The sequence below is a fragment of the Thiomicrorhabdus chilensis DSM 12352 genome (assembly GCF_000483485.1).
GTDB lineage: Bacteria > Pseudomonadota > Gammaproteobacteria > Thiomicrospirales > Thiomicrospiraceae > Thiomicrorhabdus > Thiomicrorhabdus chilensis.
The window spans coordinates 536,783-554,030 of the sequence record NZ_KI519609.1 but is presented as its reverse complement, the minus strand read 5'-3'; the positions used below and the strand labels follow the sequence as shown (position 1 = coordinate 554,030).

The 17,248-nt window shown below is 48.4% G+C and carries 15 protein-coding genes and 1 tRNA gene; 1 reads left to right on the top strand and 15 read right to left on the bottom strand.

All coding sequences use genetic code 11. The features are described 5' to 3' along the window. Window positions 1–23 precede the first annotated feature (23 nt). The 14 genes from B076_RS0102645 to B076_RS0102580 form a co-directional block, all read right to left on the bottom strand. Window positions 24–863 carry a sugar phosphate isomerase/epimerase family protein gene (locus B076_RS0102645; protein WP_028485937.1) on the bottom strand — a complete coding sequence of 280 codons (840 nt, stop codon included), beginning with the start codon at window positions 861–863 and terminating at the stop codon, window positions 24–26. A 6-nt stretch (window positions 864–869) separates the two neighbouring features. Beyond that, window positions 870–1,652, bottom strand: a complete 783-nt coding sequence (locus B076_RS0102640) for an N-acyl homoserine lactonase family protein (protein WP_028485936.1) — start codon at window positions 1,650–1,652, stop codon at window positions 870–872. 35 nt (window positions 1,653–1,687) lie between these two features. Beyond that, window positions 1,688–2,707 carry a fatty acid desaturase gene (locus B076_RS0102635; RefSeq protein ID WP_028485935.1) on the bottom strand — a complete coding sequence of 340 codons (1,020 nt, stop codon included), beginning with the start codon at window positions 2,705–2,707 and terminating at the stop codon, window positions 1,688–1,690. Window positions 2,708–2,890: 183 nt separating this feature from the next. Then, window positions 2,891–4,711, bottom strand: a complete 1,821-nt coding sequence (gene atzF / locus B076_RS0102630) for an allophanate hydrolase (RefSeq protein ID WP_051347134.1) — start codon at window positions 4,709–4,711, stop codon at window positions 2,891–2,893. Continuing rightward, window positions 4,701–8,309 carry an urea carboxylase gene (gene uca / locus B076_RS0102625; RefSeq protein ID WP_028485933.1) on the bottom strand — a complete coding sequence of 1,203 codons (3,609 nt, stop codon included), beginning with the start codon at window positions 8,307–8,309 and terminating at the stop codon, window positions 4,701–4,703. The genes atzF and uca overlap by 11 nt, the downstream gene beginning before the upstream one ends. Window positions 8,310–8,443: 134 nt before the next feature. Further along, the gene (locus B076_RS0102620; protein WP_028485932.1) at window positions 8,444–9,085 is read right to left on the bottom strand and encodes an urea amidolyase associated protein UAAP2; all 642 of its coding nucleotides are present in this window, start codon (window positions 9,083–9,085) and stop codon (window positions 8,444–8,446) included. Beyond that, window positions 9,069–9,812, bottom strand: a complete 744-nt coding sequence (locus B076_RS0102615) for an urea amidolyase associated protein UAAP1 (RefSeq protein ID WP_028485931.1) — start codon at window positions 9,810–9,812, stop codon at window positions 9,069–9,071. Before B076_RS0102615 ends, B076_RS0102620 begins: the two co-directional genes overlap by 17 nt. 2 nt (window positions 9,813–9,814) lie before the next feature. After that, entirely contained in the window at window positions 9,815–10,291 is a 477-nt protein-coding gene (locus tag B076_RS11915) for a CopG family ribbon-helix-helix protein (protein ID WP_038150365.1), read from the bottom strand. 1 nt (window position 10,292) lies between these two features. After that, window positions 10,293–11,222 (bottom strand): ABC transporter ATP-binding protein, encoded by a 930-nt coding sequence (locus B076_RS0102605; protein ID WP_028485930.1) that lies wholly within the window; start codon window positions 11,220–11,222, stop codon window positions 10,293–10,295. A gap of 17 nt (window positions 11,223–11,239) precedes the next feature. Then, window positions 11,240–12,205, bottom strand: a complete 966-nt coding sequence (locus B076_RS0102600; protein ID WP_084205687.1) for an ABC transporter permease — start codon at window positions 12,203–12,205, stop codon at window positions 11,240–11,242. Between the two features lie 189 nt (window positions 12,206–12,394). After that, window positions 12,395–14,410, bottom strand: coding sequence for a cache domain-containing protein (locus B076_RS0102595; RefSeq protein ID WP_028485928.1), 2,016 nt, complete (start codon window positions 14,408–14,410; stop codon window positions 12,395–12,397). A 333-nt stretch (window positions 14,411–14,743) separates the two neighbouring features. Continuing rightward, window positions 14,744–14,820: transfer RNA gene (locus tag B076_RS0102590), tRNA-Met, on the bottom strand. Between the two features lie 138 nt (window positions 14,821–14,958). Further along, the gene (locus B076_RS0102585) at window positions 14,959–15,633 is read right to left on the bottom strand and encodes a TorF family putative porin (protein ID WP_028485927.1); all 675 of its coding nucleotides are present in this window, start codon (window positions 15,631–15,633) and stop codon (window positions 14,959–14,961) included. Between the two features lie 177 nt (window positions 15,634–15,810). Next, on the bottom strand, window positions 15,811–16,194 hold the full coding sequence (locus B076_RS0102580; protein WP_028485926.1) for a winged helix-turn-helix domain-containing protein: 384 nt from the start codon (window positions 16,192–16,194) through the stop codon (window positions 15,811–15,813). 157 nt (window positions 16,195–16,351) lie between these two features. Here B076_RS0102580 and B076_RS0102575 point away from each other — a divergent pair, with 157 nt between their 5' ends. Further along, window positions 16,352–16,555: a DUF2892 domain-containing protein gene (locus B076_RS0102575; RefSeq protein WP_318901123.1), complete on the top strand. Its 204-nt coding sequence runs from the start codon at window positions 16,352–16,354 to the stop codon at window positions 16,553–16,555. 91 nt (window positions 16,556–16,646) lie between these two features. On the opposite strand, the gene B076_RS0102570 is transcribed toward B076_RS0102575, so the two are convergent. Next, window positions 16,647–17,207 (bottom strand): hypothetical protein, encoded by a 561-nt coding sequence (locus B076_RS0102570; RefSeq protein ID WP_028485924.1) that lies wholly within the window; start codon window positions 17,205–17,207, stop codon window positions 16,647–16,649. Between the last annotated feature and the right edge of the window lie 41 nt (window positions 17,208–17,248).

The following is a 17,248-nucleotide window of genomic DNA, read 5'->3' as shown; positions in this document are numbered from 1 at the left end:
AGTGCGCCAGAATGGCGAGGGTTCTAGTTTGAAAAACGTTGGAAGTGCGCTCGTTCGGTTTCAGCCATCCACTGGTTGATTTCCCAAAGATCGGCAATGGGTGCTTGCGTAAAAGGCAGACGGTGCAAATAACCATCCGGGCCAAATTCCGGCGTCATACTGGTGCAGGTTTGACCAGACTGTTTTTGCAATTGCCAAACCCGCGCCCATATCGTTTGATGGGAAAGCAGAGCCGCAGCATACTCGGGTGCGGCAGGGTGCGGAACCTGAGGCCCTTGATCATATCCCACTCGCGCGTGAATATGCCTGACTTGAGGCAGAAAGCTCTCAAGTACAGAGATTTCGGAATCCATCAGGCGTTCACACACCACACACCAATGGCTGATGTCCAGGGTCAAACGCATCTCAGGAATCGCTTCAGCGATTCGCCGCGTGACCCAAGGATTGAATAGCGAGCGGCTGCGATGAGTCTCGAAGTTAATGGGCAGGCCATAGGTTTGGGCTAATTCAATCGCCGCTTTGAAAAAGTCGATGCTTTCGCTTTCCGGCCAGGCATCGTAACCCGTAATACAGGTTGCGAACTTGGGATTCAACGGCATGCTGTTTTCCAGCCCTAACTTCAAATCGGCCAAATGCTGTTCCGGAGTAGCGCTGGCATGGGGCACATAATCCCCGCCGGTTACAATTTCCGCCACGTAATCCAGACAGGCCTGCTCAAATAGTGCCGACCATTTTTTCTGCTCTCGTGAATCCTGTGGAGCACGCCCCTCGATTCCCTGAAAACCAGCATGCACCGCTTGCGCAACCGCCTGTTCAATGGGTAAATCGCAGCCCCACAAGGCTTTAAAAATTTTGAGTTTCATATTCCATTACTCGAAAAAACTGGGGAAAACGTTATGTTTTTTGAAGAATTCCATATCGTGATTCGGCCAAAGGGCCGCACCGGTTTCCCGACTAAGCCGTTTGAGTTTCTGAATGCTTTCAATCGCCAAATCATCACGATCCTGCCAACACAAACCCGGGGCGATTTCCTGCTCCAGATTTTCAGTCAAATCGGCCGCATCCCCGGCCAGTAAAATCGGCGCTCCCTTGGGCAATTCGACTAACATCGACATGTGTCCTGCCGTATGGCCCGGCGTTTCGATCGCACGCACGCCGTCAATCAAATCGTATTCACCGGTCTGGATTTTCCAGTTCAACGGCATGGAAAAGTCTTCGGCAAAATAGGCGTCGTCTGCGGGCTGTTTCGCGGCTTGCAACTCACTCTGATGCACATGTACTTCGGCATGACAGAATTCACACAAACCTCCTGCATGATCAAAATGCAGGTGACTGCAAAACACCAAATCCACATCCAACGGCGACAACCCCAGAATTTCGAGTTTGTTCGGCAGCCTCTGCTCCTCAGTCATCTCCGGCGGCCCAAATGGAAAAGCCTCATTCTCGTAATAGAATTTACGCTGTTCGGCCTGTTTGATCTTGTGGTAATCACAGCCCACATCAAACAATATGCGGCCGTTATTGGTCTCAATCAGGTAGGCCAAAATCGGTGCGTCAATAAAAGTGCCCTTACCCTGATTACGCGTTGAAAGGGTTTTTTCGTAATGATGTGTGCCGGTTAGAATCGGCCAGAATTTTTTTACCTGAGTCATAATTTGATTCCTTTAACGTATTTAGAGCCGCTTACTTAATGAGCTGTCAGAAAAGAGACGCCGTCCACGCCGATAAAGGTCTCACCTTCATGCTGTTTAACGTCCATATTGATCGGATCGGAATTCAAGATTCTCGGCACCCGGTAACGGTGATAACTTTTAATCAAATGTCTGAAGGTCAATACCTGGCGTTCATCATCGCCATAAATCTGCTCATGCAGGCGACGTAACCGATACCACGGCTGTGCCTGCTGGTCGTGATGGACATTGTGATAGCAGAAATTCAGCACCAACAGGTTCAGCCAAGGATGACGTTCCGACAGCAGATTCGAATAGGTATTGTGATGTTCGAATTCGCGATCCCTAAGTCGAGCCTCCGGTCCGCGCTTTTGATCCAGCGTTTCAAACAATTCATAGGTATGCTGATGCACGTCCATAAAACGCATCACCGTCAGGAACAGCAGGTAAGCAATGGGATAGAACAGCAACACTTTCCAGGAGACAGAAGCCAAACCGATGAAAAACAGGGCGCGCAACAGAACAAACAACACCACGCGAGCACGACGCGACTTGCGGCTTGTCTTTACAAACGGCAACACAATCACCAAAGCGTGCATCAACACTTCCAGAGCGGGTATGTAAGCCCACTCCAACGCCTGAATGAATTTCAGCGTTTTCGGATAAGCCATTAAACGAGGGCGGAAATCGAACGAGACAATATCGGCACGATCACTGTGATGACGGTTGTGCTTGCGTTTGATGTCATCGAAATCGCTGTAACTGGAGCCGCACACCCACAACAGCAACTCGCTGAGCCAACGATTATGGCGGCGATCCTTAAACACGCTCTCATGGGCGCACTCGTGAATGAAATACGCGGCCATCACCATGCTGTGCGCCAACAAAGGTACCGCCAATAAATTCAACCAAAGCAATGGCGACAAGATACCGTAAAGACCTAAACCGTAAGCCAGCACAATATAACTCAAAGCCAATAAGTTGGGGAGCATCGAGTCCTCATAGCGCCATATCGAAAACGTATTGCGGGCAGTCATAAAGCAAACCTCTGTGCACAAAATTAGCCGAAAAACCAAGCTTTCTTATGCAGGCCGTCCTGCGTTGGAAAGACACAATCCGGGTCGTCCCGGATTGCGGATAGAGCTTGAGTAAACCTTCAAGCGCCACTCTCTGAAAATCATTTTGAAATTGAGCAGGCCTGCCAGAAATGAACAGGCCTGTCAGGTTTCGGCGCGGGCTTTCATCCAGTTACGCCAACCGCCGTGCTCGGTAATGTCCACCGCACCGTGCAGTCCGTTAGGCTCGCAAATGAATCCGACCACCTCGCTTCCGTCAATCAGTTCGACCTTGCCCAAACCAAGTGGCGAGGGAATCAACGCCAGAAAACTCCCCAGATGCTCTTTGGGCATCGACCATACTTCCACTTCAATGGAGGCTCCAGAAGAATCGTCCACCTTAAGCAAACCCGGCTTCAGCAGAGGACGGCTGCTCAATTCATAAAACTTATATTTGGACGCGGTCTGCGTCAATTTGAGCAATTTTGCACCGCGCTCCAACAGCTGTGAGTTTAGCGGAAACCCGGTGAGGTGTGCGCCCACCACAGCCAATGGAATGGCATGGTGATCGGCCGTTATTTGCCCTTTCTGGATTGGGCTGCGATTGACCGCCGCAAACTCGACAAATTTCGGGTGCCACTGTTTGGTCAGGTTCAACAACTTGCAATCACTGCCCGCCGGAGCAAACAAGGTAATGCCGCATGGCCGGCCATCCTCACGGAATCCGCTAGGCATGGCCACCGCAGAGTAATCCAACAAGTTCATGAAATTGGTATAGGTTCCCAAGGCGCTGTTCAGTGCAACCGGCTCTTTCTCCACCTCAGCGATTTTGAAGATGCTCGGTGTCGTCGGCGTGACAAAACAATCAACCTCCTGCCAAATCGATTCGGTTTGTCGAATAGCGTCTTGCAGCTGATAAGCGCCCCGATAGGCATCGACCGCACTCAAATCGGTGGCTGAACGGATAATGCCCTCCACCGTCGGATCCATATCTTTGGGAGTCGATTCTATGAACTCGGCGATGGCCGCATAACGTTCCGCCACCCAGGCTCCGCCATAAAGCAATTTCGCCGTTTCCAGCCACGCAGAAAAATCCAGCTCTTTGACCTCATAGCCCATCTCTTGCAGTTGCGCCACACTCTTTTCAAAATTGGCCTGTGCCTGAGCATCACCGTAAAACATCCGCCCGGCTTCGTCCGGAATACCGATGACTGGTTTTTCACCCCAGGCCGGGACGTTCAACTCAGACTGTTTGCGACTAAAGGCATCGTCAGGATCCTGTTTGGCCACCACATCAAACACCTTTTCGGCATCCACGCTGTCCAACGCAAAAATCGACACCACATCCTGTGACCTGACGGCCGGCACCACGCCCCGTGTACTCAAAATTCCTTTACTGGGTTTGAGTCCTATCAAATTATTGAAAGCGGCTGGAACCCGTCCGGAGCCGGCTGTATCCGTCCCCAGCGAAAAACTGCACAAACCCATCGCCACCGACACTGCGGAGCCGGAACTGGAACCGCCGGAAATGGTTTCGAAATCAAAACTGTTGTGACAGACCCCATAAGGCGAACGTGTTCCCACCAAACCGGTCGCGAATTGATCCAGGTTGGTTTTCCCTAAAGGCACCGCCCCGGCCTCAATCAATAGGCGAACCACTTCCGCATCTTCTTGTGGGGTATAAGCATAAGATGGGCAGGCCGCCGAAGTCGGCACCCCAGCCAAATCGATATTGTCTTTGACCGCAAAAGGAATGCCCCACAAAGGCTTGCTGTCCAGGTCAAACTCTCCCAGATTTTCCAGATAACCTCGAATTTTTTGCAACGGCAACAGCTCTATCCAAATATTGTATTCGGCCATGGACTCGGCTTGCTGGTGCAAAAACTCAAACAACACTTCCGGGCTCACATCTCCGCGAGCGTAATAGCCGTGAATCTGTTCTATATTCAAGAAATAACGCTTTTGCGCTTTGGCATTAAGACTCATTTTGCAACTCCAGTACCATCAAACGCTGGCCGTTCTGAATCAAATCCCCTTCGTTCACCAGAATTTCGGTGACTGTGCCATCCACTTCGGCTTCGATATGTATTTCAATTTTCATGGTTTCCAAACTGGCGATGATGTCGCCCTCTTTGACCTGGTCGCCCGGACGGACTGGAATCTTCCAGACACTGCCGGTAATCGGTGAAAGCGCCGCTTCGAATCCGTCTGGGATTTCCGCTTGCGGTTCGCTGGCGACTTCCTCCTGACCGCTACCGGATTCATAATTCGCCTGACCGTTCTCTTCCCAACGCTGACGCTCTTCCTGAAAGGCCTGCTGCTGCTTGGCCTGGAAAGATTCGATCGACGAAGACTCTTTTGCCAAAAACGCCTGGTAGTCCGTCAATGACAGTTCGGTCTCTTCGATTTTGATATCAAAACGCCCCAACGGAAAGTCCTGACGAGCCTGCGTCAATTCATCATGGGAAACTGGGTAGAACTTGATTTGATCGAAGAACTGCAACAACCAAGGCTTTTCGGTATTGAAAAACGGCGTCTGATGGTAAGCGTTCCAAACTTGGATGGTACGGCCGACAAACTGATAACCGCCCGGCCCTTCCATGCCGTAAATACACATATAGGCCCCACCGATACCCACGGCGTTTTCCGGCGTCCAAGTTCGTGCCGGGTTGTATTTGGTGGTCACCAGACGGTGACGAGGATCCAAAGGCGTCGCCACCGGCGCGCCCAGATAAACATCACCCAGACCCATGACCAGATAGTTGGCGTCAAAAACGATCTTTTTCACTTCTTCGATTGAGTCCAACCCGTTAATACGGCGAATGAACTCGATATTGCTCGGACACCAAGGCGCGTCAGGACGAACGGATTGGGTATATTTGTCGATCGCCAACTGGGTGCTTGGGTCGTCCCAAGACAAGGGTAAATGCACGATACGGCTCTTCACCACCATATCGCTGCCGCTTGAAAGTCCGGATTCGACTTCATGAATCTGTTTTACAAGATCCAACTGGCCGACCTGCTTGGCATCGTAATGCACCTGCAAGCTTCGAATCCCCGGCGTCAAATCGATGATGTATGGCCATTCAAGCCCTTTGAGTTTTTCATACAGTACCTGAGCTCTAAAACGCAATGCGATATCCAGCTCCATCTTTCCGAATTCAATCAGCAGGTTGCTGTCGCCGGAACGGCGGTAACGGATACCGACTTCATGCTGGGTATCGTCCAACTCCAGCAAGATGCAGGATTTTTCAGTAGGCTCTTTCAGGAAGGCCAAGTCAGGCAATAACTCAAATTCGTTGATGAGGCCTTCCACCGCTTTAAGCTGTTGCTCAGCCGTTTCGATTGAGACCGCCTTGAACTTAACCTTATCGCCCGGACGCAACTGTCCCATTTTCCACTGCTGCGCTTGAATGATAGTCGCCGGACAGACAAAGCCCCCTAGGCTCGGACCATCCTGCGCCAAAATAACCGGCATGTCCCCGGTGAAATCGATGGCTCCAATCGCATAAGGATTGTCGTGGATGTTGGACGGATGCAATCCGGCCTCGCCACCGTCCTTACGTGCCCAATTCGGCTTAGGGCCGATCAAACGGATACCGGTGCGGCTTGAGTTATAGTGCACTTCCCACTCAGTTGAAAAGAAGGTTTCGATGTCTTCGTCGGTGAAAAAATCCGGCGCACCCTGAGGCCCGTAAGTGACTGCGATCTCGTATTCATTTCCGTACTGAGGCACCAACTCAAGAGGGATGGCCGCAAATTCAGCATTCATCTCCAATTCATGAATCGGCAAGACATCACCGGCACGCAATAAGCGCCCGCCGTGACCACCGAAACCACCCAAGGAGAAGGTGGTTTGACTGCCCATATAATCCGGCACATCGAATCCGCCCTGCACCGCTAGGTAAGCGCGCTGTCCGGCCTCTTTAATCACTTTTGACTTTAAGACCTGACCCGCTTTGACCGCGACTGGTTCCCACATAGCAATCGGCTCTTTGTCCAACGTCGGCTTAACATCGGCACCGCTCAAACAGATCACCGTATCTTGGTTGAACTTCAGACTCACACCGGAAACGGTCATCTCGATGGTAGAGGCTTCCTCTTCATTGCCCAGTGCCCGGTTCGCCAAACGATGCGCCAAAGCATCCATCGGCCCCGATGGCGGCACCCCGATATCCCAGAATCCAACGCGCCCCGGATAGCTGACAATCATCGAATGCGTTCCCGGATTCAGCACCTCAATGGTAGAAGGGGCAGGGGCGAAACCGGAGAGGTATTTGGTGTACAAATCTTTACCGCTGAGAAATTGAGCATCTTTCGACAAGGCGGACAGATATCGTACGTTGGTCTCGAAACCGTAAATTTTAGTTTGCTCCAATGCCTCCTGAAGTTTTGCGGTGGCTTGCTCACGCGTCGGTTCAAGTACGATGATTTTAGCCAACATCGGATCATAATAAGAACTGACTTCCTGCCCCCCGGAAACCCAGGTATCGACTCGAATGCCTTGTGGCATCTGCCACTTGGTGACTTTATCGCTACTTGGCTGGAAATTCTTGGCCGGATCTTCAGCATAAACCCGCACCTCAATGGCATGCCCTTTGGCTGGTTTGACGGCCTCCGGGAACTGGTGGCTATAGGCGATTTCAAGCATCCATTGAACCAGGTCCACATCGCGAACCGCTTCGGTAATGCCGTGTTCAACCTGCAAGCGCGTATTCACTTCCAGGAAATAGTATTCATTGGTGTCGCCGTCATACACATACTCGACCGTACCGGCCGACTGATAAGAGACCGACTCCCCCAAACGGATCGCATCGCGCTCCATCGACTCGACCAAGTTTCGGTCGATGTCGACCACAGGGGTTTCTTCAACCACTTTCTGGTTACGACGCTGTAACGAACAGTCACGCTCGCCGAACGACACCACATTGCCGCGACCGTCACCGAAAATCTGGATTTCAATATGGCGGGCATTGGTGACGAATTTCTCAAGAAACACGCCATTTTGACCGAAAGCGTTCTGGCTCATGCGCACGACTTGCTCAAAAGCCTCATCCAGTTCTTGGGCATCATGGCATTTCTGCATGCCGATTCCACCGCCGCCCGCAGTACTTTTGAGCATCACCGGATAACCGATGCGTTCGGCCTCTTCCAGAGCCTCTTCCTTGTTCTGCAACAGGTCCGAACCCGGCAACAAGGGAACCTTACTCTCAATGGCCAGTTCACGCGCAGTGTGTTTTAAACCGAACTCACGAATATGCTTGGGACTCGGTCCGATAAACGTAATACCGCTCGCCTCACACATTTCGGCAAAGCCGGCATTCTCACTTAAGAATCCGTAACCCGGATGGATTGCGTCGACCTTCAGGAGCTTGGCTTCTTCCAAAATCAAAGGGACATTCAAATAGGTCTCGGTCGCAGTTGCGCCTTTCAATAAAATCACTTCGTCGGCCAATTGCACATGCAGTGATCCATGATCCACTTCCGAGGCCAACGCAACCGAACGAATATTCATCTTTTTAAGCGTGCGGATAATGCGTGTCGCAATGGCTCCGCGGTTTGCCACCAATACTTTTGAAAACATTGTTTTTCTCTCTTTTGCTTCTTTGCGCAGTGAGTCGTCCCACTTAATTCAACATCACACTCAAAAGAATGCGCTCTTCCGGGTCGTCCCGATGCTATCCTGAGTGCAATTGCTTCGGCCGATGACAGGCCTGCTCATTCTTCCCAAATCACCATTTCGACCGGGGTCGGGTTGTAACCATTACAGGGGTTGTTCAATTGCGGGCAGTTTGAAACCAGCACCAAGGTGTCCATATGCGCCGTCATTTCCACATAACGTCCCGGGGCGGAAATGCCGTCATCAAAATCCAGATGACCCTCCGGTGAAACCGGCACGTTCATGAAAAAGTTGATGTTACTGGACAAGTCTCGTTTGCTCATTCCGTAATCCCACTTGCTCAAGGCGGTGAGAAAACTGTCGCGACAAGAATGCATATGGCGTTTATCGATGGAATAGCGCACCGTGTTACTCTCTGCAGAACAGGCTCCACCCAAGGTGTCGTGACGCCCGCAGGTATCCTCTGTAATCGTCAGCATCGGATTGTTCAAGTTAGAACGTAAAACCGACCCGGTGGTCAGGTAGATGTTGCCCTGGCCTTTGATGGTATCCGTGGCGCTGTAACGCTCTTCGGTATCGTTGGCGTTATAAAACAGCGTGTCCACCGCTTGGTTGCCTTCCAAATCGACAATACGAAATTTTTGGCCGGCTTTGACAACATGCATCCATGGATCACCGGCTTTAACCACTTCACGATGAACGATCTGGTTGTCCGATATCTGCTCAGTTGCTAAAGTCATAAGGTTTCTCTCCGTAATAAATCGCTGTATTGTAAAAAGCGCGTTCGTTTTCTGGTTTATGCCTTAGACAGGCATCGTCACTCTGCACCGGCTCCGCTTTCATGGCGGTTAATTCAATCGGTTGGGGAGCATAGTCCGGGTTGGAATCCAAAGGGTGCTGAGCGGTTGCCAGCACCACAATGCAATCCATTTCAAAACGCAAATCCACGTAATCGCCCGCCTGACTGTTATCCGCCACATAAGTCATGTCGCCATCCAGCTCCACGCGAATTTTAGAAAACAAGTTCACATTCGGCACCAAGTCTTTGGCATCCAACCCCCACTTCTCCAATTCATTGATCAGGCTGTCATAGCCATTCTTGTGGTAATCATTGTGAGCTTGCTGATAATCCGCTTCCCCATATTTGGCCTTAACCATCTCGGCATCGGATATGCCGCCGATGGTGTCATGCCAGCCGCAAGTATCGTCAACAATCGAACACATCACCCTACCCATATCCGAATAACAGACGTTTGGACGGGTTAGAAATGCGGTCTTCTGGCCTTTAAGCGTGTCTGGCATGTTGTAACGTTCACTTGGAACCTCCAGATTGAACATCAACATCGAGACATTGGCTCCGCCGTCCAGATCCTTGACTCTCAAAATGGAACCACGGCGCATCACACCTGACCAGTGCGCGCCTCCCGGGAGCTGCTCTGACCAGATAATCGGTTTTTGATCACTCATAATCACCCTTCTTTACTTTCATCAAATACGTTTGAACGTATCGAGTTTTTACTGTAAATGGGAGGCAAAGCGGAATTTACCAAATAGAAATTCCCGGTCTTAACCCCCCGGTTTGAAATCATTTCATCGGCAATCAGCTGCAACTGCTGTGCCGGTCCTTGTAAAAGATTGACCTCCAAGGTGTGTTGATCCACCAGTTGAATCTGAGTCGATGAGATGATTTCAGCCACATATTTATGCTTAATCCCATTCAAACGATGTTGCAATCCATTAACCGTGTGGTCATAAAACAAGGTCACAGTACCGGCCATGACTTCGTTGCTGTGCTTTTGGTTTTGCAAAGCCACTTCTTTCTGAATCATCTCCATCAACAAAGCGGAACGGTTATTGAAACCTCTGCGACGCACCAGGTTATCCAAATCCTCCAATACCTTGGATGGCATGGAGGCACTGACTCTGACTAAGTTGGTCTTATTCATCTTAAAAAATATCCGGAACGGCGGAATCCACCGGCACCATCTGCACCATACTGAGCTTTTCCTCAATATCCAGATCGGTAATAGGCGGATGAACCAACGTTTCTAAATAGTGTTTTGTGGCTAAAAACGGTTCGCTTAACATAATGTCTAACGGACGCGGGCGCGGCAAAGGCACTTTCAAAACTTCTCTGACTCTTCCCGGATGCGCGTCCAACACCAAAATACGATCGGACAGATACACCGCCTCGTCTAAATCATGCGTAATGAATAAAATGGTGATATCGATGTTCTGCCAGATTTCGAGCAGATACTGTTGCATTTTGGCGCGATTTTGTGGATCCAAAGCCGAAAAAGGTTCATCCATCAACAACACCTTGGGCTGTGTGGCCAGTGCACGGGCAATGGCAACACGCTGCTGCATCCCCCCGGACAACTGATGCGGATAGGACTCCTCATACTTGGATAAGCCCACCAAGTCAATCCATTGCGCGGCTTCCTTCTCGGCATCCGGTTTTTCCATTCCATTTTGCGTCAGTCCGAACATCACATTTCGTTTCACGGTCATCCATGGAAACAACGTATAACGTTGGAACACCATGCCACGATCCGGCCCCGGCCCTTTGACTTCAGACCCGGCTACCACCATGACACCACTGTCCGCACTTTCCAAGCCGGCAATGGTGCGCGCCAAAGTTGACTTTCCGCACCCGGAAGGCCCCACCACACACATAAATTCACGTTGATACTCATCAAAATTAATGCCGCCCAGAACCTGATTAACCTGTCCTTTATGGGCAAAACTTTTTTGGAGATCCTGAACCTCTATTGCCAAAGGGCGCTTCTCTATTCTTTCAAAACGCTCTTGAATCTCAGGGGTATAAAAACCATCCAAAGGATGCGCCTCGGAATTATTTAAAGTTTTCTGTTCCATAAGTCTTCATGATCCCCTTACTGATTACTGCTGTGCCAAGGAAAGAGCCTTCTGCCCAACCAAGCCAGAATCAGGTCGGTCAGCAGACCGATGATTCCGATAATTAAAATGGCGGCAAACACATTGTCAAAATTCTTGTAACGCGCCTGCTGGGTGATAAACCAGGTAATCCCCGAACTGGTACCGATAAGCTCGGCCACAATCAAATAGGTCCAGGCCCATCCAAGCAGGATTCGCATATCCCGATATAGGTCCGGCAAAACCCCTGGCACAATGATGCGTTTCAACATGGACAAGCCATTACAGCCCAACGTCAAACCGGCTTCGATCAGAGCGGGACTGAGTTTTCGGGTGGTGTTGGCGACGATGAGTATCATCTGAAACACCGTTCCGATAAAGATGATGGCCACCTTAGGCGCATCATAGATCCCCAGAATCGCAACGGCCAAGGCTCCGAATGCCGGAGCGGGTAAATATCGGAAGAATTCGGTAAAAGGCTCTACCAATTTGGAAATAGATTCGTAAGACCCGGCCAGAATACCGAGCGGCACACCTATAATGACCGCCCAAAAGAAGCCCAGTGCGATGATTTGGATACTGTGCAGCAAGCTCTCGTGCAGCCAAGGTTCATTACTACGTTTAGGCGGAGTGGTAAAGGCGGTATACAGAGCCACGCCAACTTCATGAGGGGCGGGAAGATAAACAGGGTTGGAAGATGTACCTTGTGGCGGCAATTTTTCTTCGGCGAGCTTTTTGTCGACTTCCTTATAGAAGATCTCTTTGTCGACCAACATGCCCACACGCAGGTAACCCGCATCGCCTGAATCGGTGATTTCAATTTTAGGGTGCCATATCTGCGGCACATAACTAATCAAAGACCAAAGCAACAAAGGGAGCAAAAAACTTGCGATAACCAAAGAGTAGTTTGAATGTGTGTCTAAAGGCACACGCGGCGTGAGCCAGGATTTAGGTAGCAACTGCATCTTTCCGCCTATTTATTACAATTTTATAAAAACGTAATAAACATAAGCTTAATGCAGTCCAAAAAACTATTAATCAATATAATTCATATAGTTATCACGAAAAGACCCGTTTAAACGGGTCCTTAACAACAATTAATGATCCAATAAATAAACAAACGCACCAAAACAGAAAGGCCTTGCACCTTCGCTTTAAATACCGGTTAACACCAAAGCAATAACGTCGTTTTCATAGCCGTCGCCATTCTTGTACTCACGATACCCTTCACTCACACGGTAGCCCACCAAATAGGGCTGACTACGCCACTCCCAGTAAACAGTATCATTTTGCCCTGATTCGGCTTCCAACACCTCCGCAGGAACCTCAAACTGAGTGCCAACCGATAAATCCGGCAAAGTAGAGGAAATGACCAAACCGCTCCTGTCCACAAACACACTGAACGTCGTATCATTTATCAAATTATTAATATACTTGGGCTGTGTCTCTTCAAGCATTGCCGCGAATTCCGGCTCACTATCAAACACCAAAGCGATCCCACCCACGTTTTTCTGCAGGTTACCCCACTCCTTGACCGCCGCATGGTAAATATAAGTGTGCCTTCCACTATACAAATCGGTTTGATGAAAATCAGAAACCACATAAGCCTGGGTATCCGACAAAGACAAACAGCGCGCCGTATCATTCGGCCGTGGTAATAAAGTACCGACCAACTCGGATTCAGCCGGATTGGAAACAGCCAGAACCTTGCCCTTATGATCGTAAAGCATGATATTGGTATAAACCGTATAGAGCTTATTAATATAGGCCAACACCTCGGTCAGCCGCTCCACCTGCTCGGCTGAAATTGCCTGAGTCTGTTTGTGTTCGGTCAAAATTTGTCTAAAGGTACTATTAAGAGCCCACCAACGACAGTCGTTCGCACGCTCATACAAGTTTCGATCCATCACCTCAACCGCCAAAGCCGCACTGAACGCGACCTTACCCTGAATGGTCTTGACCAGGACCTGATGAATATGGTGGATAAAACCTTTGAAAATTTCCTGAATGTCGACACTGATATCCTGAAAGCTATCCAGAATAGGCAAAAAGGCCTTAACATCACGCTTGATCGAAAGAATCTTACCGTTCAGGATTACGATCAACAAAAGCGTGCTTACCTTTAGGTTCGTCTCCTCCAAATCCCTTAGATAAAGAGGAGAATCTTTAGGAATGGTGACATTAATCTCTTTTTTACTGCTTTTGTCATCAAAAGCCACCTCACTTGGCACATCCACATAACCCAGCCACGGCAGACCATAAAACCCCTGATAACCGTTTGTTTTTGTCGCAAAATACAAATTGTTACCCGATCTAACCGGCTCTTTCATGCCATACTGACAGGCCTGCTGCTTTCCAACCGGGTACTTCTCAGGATGATTGGCCACCAACACCTTACCGGAATCATCCACAAGCATGACACCATAACCATCCTGCTCATTGTTCAAAACCTTGAACAAGCGTTCAACCTCATCCTCGAAATTAAAACTCAGACACAGAACCCCCACCACTCGAAGCTGCCCTGATACTTCAGCCTCGATACGCTTGGCATAGATCAAGCTGGCCGGCTTACCCGGAAAAAGATCGGAATGCCGATAAACCTCAACATATTCCTCATCGGTCGTTAGCGCCTGCTGAATGAGAGGATCAAAGCTTTTTTCCACTGGATTGGATTCGTCCAACTTAGCCCTGACTTTTCCTTCAGGAGAGACCAACAACACATCATCATAAACCGTATACTTAGCGACATACTCCTCAATGCGCCGATGAATAAACCCTTTCGTTTCTTCACTCACATCATCCGATGCCATGAAATCAACCAAATCATTATCCGTTGCCAAAAAGCCAACGTCTGCCGTGCGCTCAAACAGGTTTCGAATCAGAATATCAATGACGGCTTGTGCTTTTAACATGATTTCACTGTTGGCCTGATTCAGGTAACGACCAATCAACCCTTCAATCATAATATCGCGCAGGTTCTGAAACTCTTTTTGAGTGTCTACAATAGACTCCAACAGCTGAGGGTCGATATTCTCGTTATTGATTTTTCCGACCATCGCAACCGTTGTCCACCATAAATCCTGATGTTCTAACTCAGACAGATATCGTTTCACCTCAGGCAAATACTGAATAAACTCCCGATAAGACCTTGAATCTTGTTGATGCTGCATCGACTTCCCCCATTAAACTTAATCAAAAATTACAGCAAACACCATTCCAAATACTGACAATTATCTACAATTGCCACAAAAACCAGGTGCAACCCACCTATCACCTACTGAATCAAGTCACTTAAACATACTAAAACAACAACTTACAGCCCTCCCTCAAAACAGACATATAAGACAGACACAAAGCTAGACAACAAACCAAAAGCAGCCCATGCACCAATAAACAACAAACGCCTCTTTCTAGGTCAATGCAAACAAGCCATCCGCGCAACAAATAGAAAACTTTTCTTACAGACATAAAAAAACCCGCACAAGGCGGGCTTTTTAAGAATATGGTGGCTACACCGGGATTTGAACCTGGGACCCCATCATTATGAGTGATGTGCTCTAACCAGCTGAGCTATGTAGCCAAAAGAATGCGCGTATTATAAGTTTTTATGCATCATTGTCAACATCTTCAAATGTTTTTTATCATATTTTTAAAGACCGCTTTAAAACAAAAAAGACCCGCAAAGCGGGTCTTTTAAGGTTTTAACTAACTAAGGAAATTACATAATGTCGAAAGACTTACTTACACCAAATACAAGGTAAGTTTCTGAGTCTAAATCAGAATCTTCAGGAGTAGATAAAACATAAGTTACAGAACCATCCAAACCTGCTGACAACTCAGTAGAGTAACCAACTTCTAAATAAGAGTTTGCATCATCATCCGCATCCAAGTCCGAATCCAACATACCATAAGTGGCTGAGAATCCTTCATACTCTACACCAATATACTTGTTGTCATAATCGACATCGCCCGCTGGATCTTCATAGACACCCTTATCGTAACCAACAGTAAACATGCCATACCCTAGGGAGAAGTTCACTTCATTGTAAGGGTAATCAAATGCCGTATCAGTGTAACGGAAAGTTGTTGCACCCAAACCAACAGAAACATCGCCGATTGAACCAGCCCAGCCACCGTAAATATCGTACTCAAGACCGGTTTCAACATCAGCTACCCAAGTACCAAGATAGAACCCTGAATCATTTTCGTAATCCAAACCAGCTGAAGCTGAAGCACTTTCAGTCTGCTCGATACCACGGAAAACATAGTTAGACACTGCGCCAATATTGGCTGATACACCCGCTTGTGTCGTGGCTGGCGCGATAGCCATTGAGGCTGCACCCGCAACCGCCATTGAAAGAACAAGTGACTTTAATTGAAATGCTTTTTTCATGCTTTATCTCCAGTAATATATTTATCCAAAAAGCTCGCTAGACATAAAACATACAGAGTGCCAAAAATTAAATTTTTCTTACATTTCAAATAATTAAGATTTTAAGCGGAGTAAATCACGCAGACATGAAGCAAATTAAAACTTTATATTTAAAAATAATGGTGCACCCGCACCATTTTATACATTATTAAGCTTTTCCGAAGCTCGCTCCAAAAACAGGGCCAATTCTTTCTCTAACTCCCGAAAATGTGCAATCAACTTTTCCCCTTCGTGGGTAACAGACGTGCCTCCTCCAGAACGCCCTCCCTGAGCCTTAACAACCAAAGGACGCTCAGACATCTGATTCATCTCCTCAATTAACTTCCAGGCTTTCTTGTAGGACATACCCATCTCTTTGGCAGCACGGTTTATCGAACCATATCGCTCAACATGCTCCAACAGCTCGATCCGCCCAATCCCAACATAGCCTTGCTGCTCCCCGGTAATCCAAAAGCGCGCACGTATCCGGCTAGAATATTGCTCACCCGGCAGCTTTACCTCATCCACTCTTTTTTGGCTCACAGGACACTCCTTATAAATTAAAGCCTTTGCCAGACCAGCAGAACATCGAATCCCCTGCTAAATTTGACCAAGCAAGTTCTCAAATAAGTATATTGCAAGTTATACTATAAGCCTATCCTGCACGAAGATATTCAACCCACCACCGAGGAGTATAAAAATGAATGTTGGCCAACTTGATCGAATCATAAGAATAGTGATTGGGCTCTTTCTGATTATCGCCGCTGCCACAGATTACATTGGCGTTTGGGGATACATCGGTATCATCCCCCTACTGACAGGACTATTGCGCTGGTGTCCGATTTATACCTTATTGGGCATTCAAACCTGCCCGGTTCACGAAGGCATCAAATATAAAAAATAACCCCTTCACAAACCCACCACACCAACAGATGGCGAAAACAAAAAAGCCGGGCAGTGCCCGGCTTTTATTTTAAGCTGATCGCAAGCTTCGCTTACTTCATTCCGTGGAACGCTTTAAACTTGGCGATCAGAGCTTCAGGACGCTTCTTTTTGGACTCTTTGGTCAAAGCGTAAACAACCGTCTCACCTTTTGGCCCAGCACCGATGTCGGTCAAACGATAAGGAACTTCGCCGTGCGCCATGAAAGCTTTGAAGTTACCCCAATCACTGAACACGTTAATGCGTCCATCAGCGATGATCTCACCGTAGAAGTTTTCAGCCACTGGCATGCGCTCTTCCATCATCTCAATGGACGGGATACCCACCAACTTCTTCTTGTCTGCCTTGGTCAAACCATGAACAACGGTTTCGCCTTTAGGGCCAGCTCCAATGAACGTTTTACGATAAGAAGTCTCGCCAATCTGCATAAACTCTTTATAAAGGTCTGCATCATAAAATACGTTCATGCGTCCATCGTGGTAAACCACATATAGATCATCATTGTTCAACGTTTGAGCAACTTCCTGCGCTTTAGTGTCAACCGCTTTTTCTTGTGTAGCCGTACATCCAGCCATAACGCCTGAAGCCAACAATGCAACCAATAACTTTTTCATTTTACCGTTCCTTCGTGAAATTAAAAACGCTCTAAGTTTAC

Coding starts and splice junctions, on each gene's coding strand:
- B076_RS0102620 (WP_028485932.1), bottom strand. CDS start 9,085: ATGACTTTAGCAACTGAGCAGATATCGGACAACCAGATCGTTCATCGT.
- B076_RS0102645 (WP_028485937.1), bottom strand. CDS start 863: ATGAAACTCAAAATTTTTAAAGCCTTGTGGGGCTGCGATTTACCCATT.
- B076_RS0102570 (WP_028485924.1), bottom strand. CDS start 17,207: ATGAAAAAGTTATTGGTTGCATTGTTGGCTTCAGGCGTTATGGCTGGA.
- B076_RS0102640 (WP_028485936.1), bottom strand. CDS start 1,652: ATGACTCAGGTAAAAAAATTCTGGCCGATTCTAACCGGCACACATCAT.
- B076_RS0102635 (WP_028485935.1), bottom strand. CDS start 2,707: ATGACTGCCCGCAATACGTTTTCGATATGGCGCTATGAGGACTCGATG.
- B076_RS0102595 (WP_028485928.1), bottom strand. CDS start 14,410: ATGCAGCATCAACAAGATTCAAGGTCTTATCGGGAGTTTATTCAGTAT.
- B076_RS0102575 (WP_318901123.1), top strand. CDS start 16,352: ATGAATGTTGGCCAACTTGATCGAATCATAAGAATAGTGATTGGGCTC.
- B076_RS0102615 (WP_028485931.1), bottom strand. CDS start 9,812: ATGAGTGATCAAAAACCGATTATCTGGTCAGAGCAGCTCCCGGGAGGC.
- B076_RS11915 (WP_038150365.1), bottom strand. CDS start 10,291: ATGAATAAGACCAACTTAGTCAGAGTCAGTGCCTCCATGCCATCCAAG.
- B076_RS0102605 (WP_028485930.1), bottom strand. CDS start 11,222: ATGGAACAGAAAACTTTAAATAATTCCGAGGCGCATCCTTTGGATGGT.
- uca (WP_028485933.1), bottom strand. CDS start 8,309: ATGTTTTCAAAAGTATTGGTGGCAAACCGCGGAGCCATTGCGACACGC.
- B076_RS0102585 (WP_028485927.1), bottom strand. CDS start 15,633: ATGAAAAAAGCATTTCAATTAAAGTCACTTGTTCTTTCAATGGCGGTT.
- atzF (WP_051347134.1), bottom strand. CDS start 4,711: ATGAGTCTTAATGCCAAAGCGCAAAAGCGTTATTTCTTGAATATAGAA.
- B076_RS0102600 (WP_084205687.1), bottom strand. CDS start 12,205: ATGCAGTTGCTACCTAAATCCTGGCTCACGCCGCGTGTGCCTTTAGAC.